The organism is Streptomyces sp. ML-6 (assembly GCF_030116705.1).
Classification (GTDB): Bacteria; Actinomycetota; Actinomycetes; order Streptomycetales; family Streptomycetaceae; genus Streptomyces.
In genome coordinates this window covers 170,336-183,259 of sequence record NZ_JAOTIK010000002.1, presented here as the reverse complement: position 1 = coordinate 183,259, position 12,924 = coordinate 170,336, and the positions used below count along the sequence as shown (strand labels likewise).

6 protein-coding genes are annotated in these 12,924 nt (G+C 71.0%); 2 read left to right on the top strand and 4 right to left on the bottom strand.

Annotated features, from left to right (window positions below; all coding sequences use genetic code 11):
- Positions 1-58: 58 nt before the first annotated feature.
- The 3 genes from leuS to OCT49_RS34795 form a co-directional block, all read right to left on the bottom strand.
- On the bottom strand, positions 59-2,554 hold the full coding sequence (gene leuS, locus OCT49_RS34805; protein ID WP_283856153.1) for a leucine--tRNA ligase: 2,496 nt from the start codon (positions 2,552-2,554) through the stop codon (positions 59-61).
- Between the two features lie 237 nt (positions 2,555-2,791).
- Positions 2,792-7,204, bottom strand: a complete 4,413-nt coding sequence (locus OCT49_RS34800) for a non-ribosomal peptide synthetase (RefSeq protein ID WP_283856152.1) — start codon at positions 7,202-7,204, stop codon at positions 2,792-2,794.
- Complete coding sequence (locus tag OCT49_RS34795; RefSeq protein ID WP_283856151.1) at positions 7,201-8,316, bottom strand: radical SAM protein; 1,116 nt, start codon at positions 8,314-8,316, stop codon at positions 7,201-7,203. The genes OCT49_RS34800 and OCT49_RS34795 overlap by 4 nt, the downstream gene beginning before the upstream one ends.
- 487 nt (positions 8,317-8,803) lie before the next feature.
- On the opposite strand from OCT49_RS34795, the gene OCT49_RS34790 reads away from it, so the two are divergent.
- Together OCT49_RS34790 and OCT49_RS34785 are read left to right on the top strand one after the other, a co-directional pair.
- Positions 8,804-9,547: a 2OG-Fe dioxygenase family protein gene (locus OCT49_RS34790; protein WP_283856150.1), complete on the top strand. Its 744-nt coding sequence runs from the start codon at positions 8,804-8,806 to the stop codon at positions 9,545-9,547.
- Positions 9,544-10,527 carry an aldo/keto reductase gene (locus tag OCT49_RS34785; protein WP_283856149.1) on the top strand — a complete coding sequence of 328 codons (984 nt, stop codon included), beginning with the start codon at positions 9,544-9,546 and terminating at the stop codon, positions 10,525-10,527. Before OCT49_RS34790 ends, OCT49_RS34785 begins: the two co-directional genes overlap by 4 nt.
- A 42-nt stretch (positions 10,528-10,569) precedes the next feature.
- Here the strand turns inward: OCT49_RS34785 and OCT49_RS34780 are convergent, their stop codons facing one another.
- Entirely contained in the window at positions 10,570-12,360 is a 1,791-nt protein-coding gene (locus tag OCT49_RS34780) for a BTAD domain-containing putative transcriptional regulator (RefSeq protein WP_283856148.1), read from the bottom strand.
- Positions 12,361-12,924 lie beyond the last annotated feature (564 nt).

The window sequence follows — 12,924 nt, the reverse complement described above, 5'->3', positions numbered from 1 at the left end:
TTCGCGACCGCGGGTACGCGCACGACCAGGACCCCGGGTACGAGCCGGGCCCGCCCGGTCAGCCCTTGCGCGGCACCACGTTGACCAGCCCGGGCGGGCGGACGATCACCCGGGCGGCCTCGGCGCCGTCCAGGGCCTGGACCACCTTCTCCGAGGCCAGGGCCAGGGACCTCAACGCGTCCTCGCCGATCGAGGGATCGACCTCCAGGCGGTCGCGGACCTTGCCCGCCACCTGCACCACACAGGTCACCTTCTCCTCGGCGGCCAGCGCCGGGTCGGCCTCCGGCCAGCCGTGCTCGATCACCGAGGCCGCACCGCCCAGGCGTTCCCACGCCTCCTCCGCGGTGAACGGTGCGAAGCACGACAGCATCCTGGCGAGGGCCTCGGCACCCTCGCGCACGGCGGGGTCCGCCGGCCCGGGGCCCGTGTCGACGGCCTTGCGCAGGGTGCTGGTCAGCTCCATCAGACGGGCGACGGCCACGTTGAAGCGCTTGTGCTCCATCAGCCTCGTGGTGTCGGCCACCAGGTGGTGCACCCGCCTGCGCAGCGGCAGCTCGCCGTCCTCGGGCGTGGCCGTGCCCCGGGGCGCGACGTCGCCGCACAGCCGCCACACCCGCGCCAGCCACTTCACCGAACCGGTCGGGGACACGTCCGCCCAGTCGATGTCGTCCTCGGGCGGGCCCGCGAACACCATGGTGACCCGTACGGCGTCGGGCCCGTACCGGGCGATCTGGTCCTGGAGGTTGACCAGGTTGCCAAGGCTCTTGCTCATCGCCTTGCCGTCCATGATCACCTGGCCCTGGTTGGTCAGCCGGGTGAAGGGTTCGACGAAATCGACCATGCCCAGGTCGTGGAGCACCTTGGTCATGAACCGGGCGTACATCAGGTGCCCGGTGGCGTGTTCCTTGCCGCCGACGTATTCGTCGACCGGCAGCCACCGCCGCACGCCCTCCGGGTCGAACGGGCCCTCGGTGTAGTCGGGGTTCGGGTAGCGCAGGAAGTACCAGGACGAGTCGACGAAGGTGTCCATCGTGTCGGTGTCCCGTTCGGCCTCCCCGCCGCAGCGCGGGCAGGCCACCCGCACCCACTCGGTGGCGCTCGCCAGCGGCGACACCCCGCTCTCCGGGCGCAGTTCGTAGCCGCTCTCCGGCAGGCGTACGGGCAACTGGTCGTCGGGGACCGGCACTTCACCGCAGGACGGGCAGTGGACGATCGGGATCGGCGTGCCCCAGTACCGCTGCCTGGACAGCAGCCAGTCGCGCAGCCGGTAGTTCACCGCAGTCTCGCCCGCACCGCGCTCCGCCAGCTCGGCGGTGACGGCGGCGATCGCCTCCTGTTTGCCCAGACCGTCGAAGCGCCCGGAGTTGATCAGCGTGCCGTCCGCGGTGGTCGCCACCCCGCTCTCGCCGGGGTGCGGCTCACCGGTGTCCACGACCACCCGCACGGGCAGCCCCATCACCCGGGCGAAGTCCAGGTCGCGCTGGTCGTGGGCGGGCACCGCCATGACCGCGCCGGTGCCGTAGCCGGCGAGCACGTAGTCGGCGGCGTAGACGGGGAGCTTCTCCCCGTTCACCGGATTCACCGCGTAGCGGTTCAGCGCGACGCCCGTCTTGGGCCGGTCCGTGGCCAGCCGCTCGACGTCGCTCCGCGCGCGCACCTTCTGCACGTACGCGTCGAGCTCGGCACGCTGCTCGGGGGCACACACCTCCACCGCCAGCGGGGAGTCGGCGGCCACCACGAAGAACGTCGCGCCGTACAGGGTGTCGGGCCGGGTGCTGAAGACCCGCACGGGCTCGGCACGGCCCTCGACCTCGAAGTCGATGTACGCCCCCTCGGAGCGGCCGATCCAGTTGCGCTGCATGGCCAGGATCTCGCCCGGCCACTTGCCCTCCAGCTGCGCCATGTCGTCGAGCATCCGCTGCGCGTACCGCGTGGTGCGGAAGAACCACTGGGTGAGCTCACGGGACACGACATCCGTGCCGCACCGCTCGCACTTCCCCTGGAGCACCTGCTCGTTGGCGAGTACGGTCTTGTCCACCGGGCACCAGTTGACCGCCGCGGACTTGCGGTAGGCGAGCCCCTTCTCGAGCAGGCGCAGGAACAGCCACTGGTTCCAGCGGTAGTACGAGGGGTCCGAGGTGTGCAGCCGGGTGCGCCAGTCGAAGGAGACCCCGATGTCGCGGAACGACGCGGCCTGGATCTCGATGTTGCCGTAGGTCCACTCCCGCGGATCCAGATCGCGCTTGAGGGCGGCGTTCTCCGCCGGCAGCCCGAAGGAGTCCCAGCCGATCGGGTTCAGCACGTTGTTGCCGCGCAGCCGGGCGAACCGGGCCGATGCATCACTGATCGAATACACCTCGGCATGGCCCATGTGCAGGTCACCGGAGGGGTACGGATACATGCTGACGAGCATGGAACGGGGCCGCCCGTCGCCCTCGTCGGCGGTGAGGCCCCGCGCCTCGAACACCCGCCGTTCCTCCCACACCCGGGTCCATTTGCCGATCACGGAGTGCGGGTCGTACCCGTCGTGGCTGATTGTCTCTTGCGCGGGCACTTTCTACCTTATCGCCGAATGTGTGTACGGACAGGAATTGACGAGCGACTGCGCAGCCAAAAGGGGTGTGAACCTGGGCCCGGCAGCGTGGGAAAGCACGCTAGTCGCAGGACGGCCTCTCGTCCAACCACCCGCTTTCCATCAGCACAGTTGTACCCGCGCGAAGTGAAATCCCATGGCCGGAAACAATCTGGCCGAACGTCGCACCCCCGACTCCGGCCTCCTTTTCCGGCCGATTCACCTTCGTTTTCCGGCCGATTCGCCTTCATACGTCGGCGGAGCGGGGAGAAAACCGTTCCGGACGAAGTACTCCAGGTACCGGTCCAGCAATGGTTCGTCGACCTCGGCGGCCGGCACGGGCGCCCCCGCCAGCGCGCGCTCGGTGTTGTCCCGGGCGAACACCACGGGGCCGAACCCGCCGCTGGACCCGCTCTGCGCGGCGACCAGGCTCAGCGACGGGTCCTCGGCGGCCGCCGAGGACAACCGCTCCCGCCACCGCGCGACCGGAAGCCGCACCAGCGGACGGCCCGCAACCCGCAGCCGGTCGACGACCAGACGCACCGGCACCGGCCGCGGGTTCGTCACATGGAACGTGGTGCCGAACGACCCCGGCCGTCGCGAAAGGTGCACGATCGCGCCCGCCACGTGGTCGACCGGCACCAGGTCGGCGGTGAGCCCGACATCGGGGGCCGCGCCGATGAGGCACATCGCACGCACCAGGTTCCAGAACGCGTCGGCGGTGCCCGCCGCACCGGTGACGGAATGACCGCTCACCCGGCCCGGACGGTACGTCACGACCGGTACGCCGCGCCCGCCCGCGACACGGACCAGCTCCTCGGCCACCCACTTGCTCGCCACGTAGCCGTTGGGCAGCACTTCGGCCGGCGGCACCCGCCGGTCCTCGGCCAGCACCGGCGGATTGTCGCCCGTGCCGTACGCCAGGCCGGTCGTGGACACGAAGTGCACCGGCTTCAGCCGCCCGGTGGTGGCCAGCCGCAGAACCTCCACCGTGCCGGACACGTTCGACGCCCGCAGCCGGCCGTAGGACTCCAGGTGGTTCACCCTCGCACCGTTGTGGTGAATGGTGTCCAACGTCCCCGCCAGATCGGCGAACCGCTCCTCACCGAGGCCGAGCAGCGCAAGACCCAGGTCACCCGCGAGGGCCGTCGTCCGCGCGGGCACCGTGTCGTCCCACAGCCCGTACGACCGCAGCACCTCCTCGACGCGCCGCGCGGCCTCGCCGTCGTCCGCGGCCCGGACCAGGCAGTACACCTGCGCGCGCGTACGGTCCAGCAGCTCGCGCAGCAGGAACGCGCCCACGAACCCGGTGGCCCCGGTGAGCAGCACGTGCCGGGGGTCGGCGACCCGCTCCGCGTCGACCGGCCGCACACCCTCCGCGGTGATCGCCGGATCGAGCCGGGCATCGGCGGCGAGCGGCAACGCGCCCCCCGCCAGGCCGCGTTCGCCCCCGCCGGCCATGCGCGCGGCCAGCTCGGCCACGGACCGCGCCTCGAACACCGCCCGCACGTCCGGCCCGGTACCGAACTCCTTGCCCAGCCGGTACGCCAGCTCGGCGGCCTGCAACGACGTCCCGCCCAGGTGGAAGAAGTCGTCGTCGGCCCACACCTCCTCCAGGCCGAGCAGCCCGGCGACGCACCCGGCCACCGTCCGCTCCGCGCCGTCGCGGGGCACCGTGCGCCGCTTCGCGGTCGGCGCCGGAGCCACCGGCGGCGGCAGCGCCCGCGCGTCGACCTTGCCGTTCGCCGTCAGGGGCAGGGCGTCCAGGCACACGTAGCGCGACGGCACCAGCTGCCGGGGGAGCGCCGTGGCCGCGGCCCTGCGGACCGCCTCCACGTCCACCCCCGCCCCGGGCGCCGGCACGAGGTACGCGACGAGGTGACCGACCTCCCCCTCGGAGTACGGGGTGACATGGGCGTGCGCCACGTCCGGACGGCCCTCCAGCACCGCCTGGATCTCCCCGGGCTCGATGCGCACGCCGTCCCGCTTGAACTGCCAGTCCGCCCGGCCCGCGTAGTAGAGACTCCCGTCCCGGCACATCCGTACGAGATCCCCCGTGCGGTACAGGCGGGCCCCGGGGACGGAACCGAACGGGTCGGGCACGAACCGCTCCGCGGTCAGCGCCGGCCGGCCGAGGTAACCGCACTCCGGGGTGACCGCGCCCCCGCCCTGGTACAGCTCGCCCCGGCTGCCCGCCGGCAGCGGCCGTCCGGCGGTGTCGAGGACATGGCAGCGTACTCCGGGCCTGGGCACCCCGACCGGTATTTCGGCCGGCACCTCGGCCCCCGGGGGAAGAGACCAGGTGGTGGCGTAGATCGATGCTTCGGTCGCCCCGTAGATGTTCACCACGGCGGCCTCCGGCGCTGACTCCCGTACCCGCCCGATCAGTTCCGGGGTGAGCGCCTCACCGGTGCAGAACAGCGCCCGCAGGTGCGGCAGCACCGACGGGCCGGCGGCCAGGAACGCGCGGACCAGCGAGGGCACCAGGAACATCGCGGTCACCCGCTGCTCCCGGGCGAGCCGGGCCAGCGCCCGCACGTCCGCAGCCGCGTCCGGCGGTACGACGACCACAGTGGCGCCGCAGCACAGCGGCCAGAACAGCTCCATGACGGAAACGTCGAACGTCAGCGGCGCCCGCTGCAGCACCCGGTCGCCGACACCGAGCGGCAGGACGCTCTGCTGATGGCGGATCACCTCCACGACGCTCCTGTGCGCGAGGGTCGCCGCCTTGGGTCGACCGGTGGAACCGGAGGTGTACATGACGTAGGCGTAGTCCGCCTCCGACCCGTCACCGGCGGGCGCCTCGGCACGGTCCTGCGCCCGCTCGTGCCAACCGGGCGCGAGCCGCACCACGGGGCAGTCCGTCACCGGCAGCGCCGGCGCGAGCCCGGCGGAGGTGACCACCACCGCGGGTGCGGCGTCGGCCAGCAGGAACGCGGTACGGGCGGGCGGCACATCGGGGTCCAGCGGCACGTAGTACCCACCGGCCCGGAACACGGCCAGCGCGACGACCGCGAAGTCGACCGAGCGCCCGAGGTACACCCCGACCGCGTCGCCGCGGCGCACCCCCCGCCCACGCAGCACCCCGGCCAGCAGATCCGCCCTCGCCCCCAGTTCCCGGTAGGACACCGACTCGGCGCCGCACACCAACGCCCTCGCCCCGGGCACGCGGGCGATCTGCGCGTCGAGCAGCTCGTGCACCGTGGCCGCCGGCTCCCCGCCCGGCGCGCTCCCGCCCGCCCGCACCAGCTCCGCCCGCTCGCCCTCCACCAGCAGCGGCAGCTCGGAGAGCGGCCGCCCCGGATCGGCGCAGGCCGCGGACATCACCCGGGCCAGCCTGCGCAGCAGCCGGTTCGCCGCGAGCTCGTCGAACACGCCGGTGTTGTAGGCCGCGACCAGCTCCAGCCCGGCCGGCTGCTCCCACGCCACCAGGTCGAGCTTCTCCTTGACGGCCCCACTGTGCAGCTCGACGACCTCGCCGTGCACGCCCGGCAGGTCGAGCAGCGAAGCGTCGGTGGCGTTCTGGAAGCCCAGCCGCACCTGGTCCAGAGGATTGCGGCTGGAGTCACGGTCGATACCGAGCTCGCGCACCAGCCACTCGAACGGCAACTCGGCATGACGGAACGCGCGCAGCACCTTCCCCCGGACCTGATGCAGCAGGTCACGGAAGGACGGATCGCCCGCGCAGTCGGTACGCAGCACGAGCTGATTGACGAACAGCCCGATGAGGTCCTCCAGCTCGGCCGCGTCCCGGTTGGCCGACGGGAACACGGTCGACACCTTCGGCACACCGGTGAGCCGGTGCAGCACCGCGTGCAGTGCCGTCTTGAGCACCATGAACACCGACACCCGCTCGGCGCGGGCGAACGCCTTGATCCTGCTCAACTCGGCCGTGGGGACGAGCAGTTGAGTCACCGCTCCCGCGTTGGCGCCGTCGCCGCCGGCCGGCAGCACCCGAGGCAGCTCGAACGGCGCCAGATCGTCCGACAGCTCCGCGCGCCAGTGGCCGAGATCGGCGGCAGCGGTGCCGGCGGCGGCGAACCGGTCGCGCTGCCACACGGCGTAGTCCGCGTACTGGACCGGCAGCACGGGCAGGTCGGGACCGCCTCCGGCGACCCTCGAGCGGTAGAACTCCGAGAGGTCCCGGAAGAAGACGCTGATCGACCAGCCGTCCCACACCAGGTGATGCACCGCCAGGAACAGCAAGTGATCGTCGTCGGCGAGCCGGTACAGGTGGAAGCGGCCCATCGGTCCGGCCGGGTCGATGTACTGCCCGGCCCGCTCCACGGCGTCCGCCACCGCGGCCGGGTACCGGTCCGCCGGCGCCAGCCCGGTGAGATCCGTCGTGGCCACGGCCGACGGTTCGGACGCCCGGACGCAACTCCACGGCCTGCCCTCGACGGTGCGGACCACGGTACGCAACACCTCGTGCCGCGCCACGATGTCGGCCACGGCCCCGGTCAGCGCGGCCCGGCTCAGCGGCCCGCGCAACCGCACCGCCATCGGCGTCGTGTAGGTGGGCTCGCCCGGGTGGAGCTGATCGGCGATCCAGATGCCGTCCTGGGCGGGCGACAGCGGCACCCGCCCGCCGGAGTCGGCGCGGCTCGGCACGAGCCGGCCCCGGGCGCTCACCTGTTCCCCTCCTCGGCCGCCACGACGGCCGGGAGCGGCGCGGCGGCCGCACTGCTGTCCAGGTACCAGACCCGCAGCAGACCGTCGTCGCCGACGTGCGCGTTGTCCGGCAACTGCCAGCCCGGAGTCCACCTCAGGCGGTCCTCGTAGGAGTAGCCGGACGCCAGCAGCACCCGGCCGCGGTCGTCCCGCTCCAGGATGGTGCCCTCGTAGAGAGTGATCTTGCCGATGTCCGTCATCACGGTGAACATCGGCTTCGCCCGGCCCGACGTCAGGCCGGACGAAGTGAGCCGCCGGGCCAGCCGCAGCCCCTCGTCCAGGGTCGTGCGATGGTGATCCATGCCCCGGATCGGTACGCAGTGGAACAGGTAGTGCATCTCGATGCGCAGCCCGCGCAGCTCCTCGACCAGGTCGACCAGGGTTCCCAGATCGTCGTTGACCCCCCGCAGCAGCACGGTCTGGTCGTAGAGCGTCACCCCGGCCTCCGACAACCGCCGATAGGCCTCCCGCACCTCGGGAAAGAGCTCACCCGGGTGGTTCACATGGGTGGCGATCTCGATCCGGAAACCCGACCGGGGCCGCAGGGCACGCACCATCCGCGCATCGACACGGCGCGGGTCCTGGAGCGGCACCCGCGTACCGATGCGCACCACCTCCACATTGGGCGCGTGCCGCTCCAGCGCGTCCAGCAGAAAATCGAGCCGCTTCACCAGCATCAGCGGATCACCGCCGGTCACGAGAACCTCCCGCACCTCCGCGTTCTCGGGAGCCGTCCCGCAGTACCGGGCGATCAGCTCGAGCTCGTCCTCGCCCAGGGTGAAGGTGTCGTACTGACCCCGGATGCACCAGCGGCAGTGCGCCGCACACACACTCGTCGGCTCGACCAGCACGGTGCGCCGGTACAGCTTCTCCACCCCGCGCAACACCCTGCCCTCGAAGAGCGCCTCGACCTCGGAGTGGTAGTGCCGGTCGACCTCCAGGGGCTTGCCCAACGGCTCGGCCGGGTCCACGAGGTACTGCCGGCGCAGGAAATCGGCCGATGTCCCCGCCAGCTTCTCGCGCAGGAACGGCGAGGTCTTCTCGTGGAACACTCCGTTTGTCGCTCCGGCCATGACGTGCTGCCTCCTCGCGATCAGGGCCCACCCACGGGTCGGGGCGATGACCGCCGCACGGCCCCGCGCACCCGGTCCGCCGTCCGCGGCGTGCGCCTTCGCGGCCCCGGCCGGTCGTGCTTCTCCCCGCTGCGGTCGGATCAGGGACTCCATCGTGAAGGGGCAACGGGTCGCGCACGGGCGCGCCACCGCCGGGCCCGCCCCACGAGCGGCCCTGGTGACGCACCGGATCACGCGGCGAAGCAGGGCCCACTGCGGTTTTCCTACGGAACCCGCGGCAGCGGACCGCCCCACGACCGGCCCCGCGCCCCGGCCCCGTAGCGCCTCCGCCGCAGCGCCGTCACGGCACGGCTGACCAGCATGCTCGGTGCCGCGCCCCCCGCAAGAGGTGTACGCCGGCCGTCGGGACGCCGCACCAGTATCGATGGCCGGGGAACTCGTTCGAGCGCCCCCGGCAAAGCACCGGTTCGACCTGGAAAGGACCGCCATGTCAGGCAACACCACTCTGAGCAGCCCCGCACGCACTGTCGCGGACGCGCTGTCCGGTACCGGCGAACACCTGGTGTCATCCCGGGAACTGTCGGAGATCATCGGTGCCACCCCCCAGGACTGGCAGCGGTTCGCCAAGAACTGGGACGACCTCGAGCCCGACACGTTCATGGCGGACGGGGGCTCCTACCGGTACCGCCGCTATGGCCAGTACGAGTACAGCCCGGGCACGGAAGAACTCACGCTCCTGCCGCACGAGCCGTACCGCCAGGAGAAGTTCTTCAACCACCTCAACGGAGGTGTCGACCGGGTGTACGAGCCGCTCACCGACACCTTCATCCAGGACCCGCTGCTGCGCAGCCTGCTGACCTCGCTCGGCCGGATCTTCACCGCGGTCGACGACACCCGCCGGTGGCTGATCAAACTCCACCCGGTCCGCATCGTCGCCGACGACAAGACGGGCCACCCGGCCCCCGAGGGCCGCCACCGCGACGGTGTCACCTTCGTCGGCTCGCTGCTCATCGACCGGCTGAACATCACCGGCGGCGAGAGCACCACGTACGACGAGAAGCAGAACCTGCTGCGCACCGTCACCCTGTCCGAGCCCGGCGACCTGCTGCTCGGGGACGACCAGCGCACCTACCACCAGGTCACCCCGATCGAGGCGGTCGACCGGGCCCGGGTGGGACACCGCGACGTCCTGGTCCTCAACTACAGTGCGCTGCCCGGGAGGCTGTCGTGATCACCCGGGCACTCGGCAGTCACGGCCTCACCACCTCCGCCATCGGCCTGGGCTGCATGGGCATGTCGCAGGACTACGGGCCCGCCGACGACAACGAGTCCGTACGCACCATCCAACGGGCGATCGACCTCGGCGTGACGCTCATCGACACCTCGATGAGCTACGGCGCCGGGCACAACGAGGAACTCGTCGGCCGCGGCATCGCCGGCAGGCGCGAGCAGGTCGTGCTCGCCACGAAGTTCGGCATCTGGCGGGAGAAGCAAGGAGACCCGCCCAGCCTCGACGCCCGCCCGGACCGGATACGCCGCTTCTGCGAGGACTCGCTCGCCCGCCTCGGCACCGACCACATCGACCTGTACTACCTGCACCGGGTCGACCCGACGGTACCGGTGGAGGAAAGCGTCGGAGTCATGGCCGAGCTGGTGGCCGAGGGCAAGGTGCGCTACCTCGGCCTCTCCGAGAGCAGCCCGGACGAACTGGAACGAGCCGCCGCCACGGCCCCGATCAGCGCCATCCAGTACGAGTGGTCGCTGTTCTGGCGGGAGCTGGAGGACGACGTGGTGCCCCTCGCACGGAGGCTCGGCATCGGCATCGTCGGCTTCAGCCCGCTCGGCCGGGGGTACCTCACCGGCAGGCTCAGGCTGGAGGAACTGGGCACCGACGACGACCGCCTTCCCGACCAGCGCTTCCAGGGCGACGCACTGGCGACGAACAACGCGAACCTCGCCGAGCTGACCAAGCTGAGCGAGGAACTCGGCATCACCCCCGGGCAGTTGGCGCTCGCCTGGCTGCTGGCACGGGGCGAGGACGTGGCGGCCATCCCCGGCACGCGCAGCGCGGTCAGGCTCGCCGAAAACGCCGCCGCGGCGGATGTCACCCTGACACCCGAGACCCTCGCACGCATCGATGCCGTCGCTTCCCGGTCGGCGTGGACGGGGGACAGGTTCTCCTACGCTGTCCCCCGCACTTCCCGCACGTGACCGCGGCCCACCCGGCCCGGTGACGGCCGGCTCGGCCGAACCTCACGAAATGTGCCGCAAGGGGCTGTCGACCTCCCAGGTGGTCGGCAGGTACCCCTCGCGCAACTCCTTGGCCAGAGCGGTCAACGACAGCCGGGGATCGGTGAGCGCCCGGGTCGCCATCGCGACCAACGCCGCGGGCAGCCCTTCACACAGCGCCAGGATCTCGCGCACGGCCTTCGGCTCGGCCATGGCACGGGCCGCGCCGAGCCTGCGCTGAAGCAGGGTCAGCGAGTCGGCCTCCGGCAACGCGTCCACGATCAACGGCCGGGCCCCTTCCGAGGCGACCAGCCCCGTAAGCGGGTCACGGCTGGTCACCAACGCCACACAGCCCCGGGAACCGGGCAGCAACGGACGTACCTGATCGGTGCTGACAGCGTTGTCCAACACCATGAGGACCCGCTTGCCTGTCAGCAGACTGCGCAACAACGCCGACCGGCCGGCCAGGCTGTCCGGCACTTGTCCGGCTCCGACCCCCAGCGCAAGCAGGAAGTCACGCACCACGTCGGCCGAGCAGGAGTCGCCCAGTTCGGCGTAGAGCTGCCCATCGGGAAACCTCTCGGCGACCCGGTGCGCCCAGTGCACCGCCAGACTGGACTTCCCCACCCCCGGCCTGCCCGGCAGCGTCACGATCATCACGGCCGACTGGGCCTCACCCTGTTCCCCCAGCGCATCGAGGTGGGCGAGCTCCTCGCGCCGGCCGGAGAAACCGTTGACGTCGGCCGGAAGCTGAGCCGGGACCGGCTGGGAGGGGACCGTACCCGCCTGCAACGGCGGCACCGACACCAACTGCGCCCGTGCGGGCACACCACGCAGGATGGCCTGATGCGTCTCGCGCACCAACTCCCCTGGATCGACACCGAGTTCCTCGGCGAGCTGGCCCCGCAGCGACTCGAACAGCTCCAGCGCGACGGCCGGCTGGCCGGAGCCCGCAAGAGCGGTCATCAGCCGGGCGTGCACGGACTCGTGCAGAGGATTGGATTCCGCGAAGCGGTACAGCGGAGTGAGCACCTCCTCATGCCGGCCGATGCCCGCCGCGGAGTCGGCGTACTCCAGGAGCGCCGTCTCCAGCTCGCGCCGGAGCCCCGCCATCACGGGGAGTTCCTGCACCGCGGGCAGGTCGACGAGCGGCTTGTCCCTCAACAGGCCCATGGCCTGCCGGTAGGAGATCACCGCGGCCTCGGTCCTGCCCGCCTCGCAGTCGCGCCGGGCGGAGGCCACCAGCCGGCGGAAGACCAGCAGGTCGAGCTGACCGTCGTTCACCTGGAGCGCGTATCCACCGTTCAGCGAGACCAGGACCGGCTCCTTCTGCCCCCTGGGCTGGATCCGCCGACGCAGCCGCGACATCTGCGAGCGGACCAGGTCCACTTTGGGGACGGCTCCCTCCCCCCAGCCCACGTCGATCAGGGCATCCAGGCTGACGGGGACGCCGGGCGAGATCGCGAGCAGCGCGAGCATCGTTCGCTGCCGCTCCGAGCCGAGATTGACCGGCTCGCCGTCGACCGAGATCGACTGGGGGCCGAGCACCCGAAGACGCAGGTCATGGGCCAGCATCGGCCCCAGTGACCCGACGCGCACGAGCTCATGGGTCTCGGCCGGAGACAGCTCCAGCGCAGCCGCGATGCGGCGCAGCGTGCTGACCCGAGGCCGCGTCACCCGCCGTTGTTCGAGGTCACGCAGCCCGGCCACGCTGATCTTGGCACGCTCGGCCATTTCACGCTGGGTGAAGCCGGCGCTGCGCCTCAATTGATGGATTATTTCGGCGAGTTCCCAGGGGGTCTCGTTACCGAACATCGAACCCCCTGGCACCTGTCCCCCGTAATCGCAGGGATACCCAATTCAAGCATCGCATAAACACTCCTGCGGAGATGGTGAGCAAAGTGCATCCCCGGCTTCTCGATTTCGAGAAGCCGGGGCCGGACCGCCTCGGATCCGGGAAGTAGCGCCTATGTATGCCCCGGTCAAGGGCAGGTCAATGACTGGTCAAGGATCAAGCTAGCACAGCGAGATGTGAATCGGGTGGATCCGATGGGAGGTGCTATTCCAGGAGAGATTCCGCCGTGAGCAGCCCCTGCAGCTGAGTTCCACCGATGAGCCAATCCAAAACATCTGAATGACGGGTTCTTCGATGTCGGCCCGGGTGTGGTTTCGCAGCTGATCCGACATTCCGGACAGGGTCTCATTTTCGCCCTGAAGGGCCACATGGCGCTGCTGGTCTTGTGCTGGGATGGCGCAAAACTGAACCTGCTGTCATCGAGCCGTCACGGAGATGTCAAGGAGGGCCCATGTCGCTCTCCGACACGCCGACCACCGGGGCAAAGACCTGAAGTCATCGGAAAATACAGGATCCTGCGGCAA

What these genes read in the sequence shown, in the direction of transcription:
- OCT49_RS34795 (WP_283856151.1), bottom strand. Translation starts at nt 8,316, where the DNA reads ATGGCCGGAGCGACAAACGGAGTGTTCCACGAGAAGACCTCGCCGTTC.
- OCT49_RS34780 (WP_283856148.1), bottom strand. Translation starts at nt 12,360, where the DNA reads ATGTTCGGTAACGAGACCCCCTGGGAACTCGCCGAAATAATCCATCAA.
- OCT49_RS34790 (WP_283856150.1), top strand. Translation starts at nt 8,804, where the DNA reads ATGTCAGGCAACACCACTCTGAGCAGCCCCGCACGCACTGTCGCGGAC.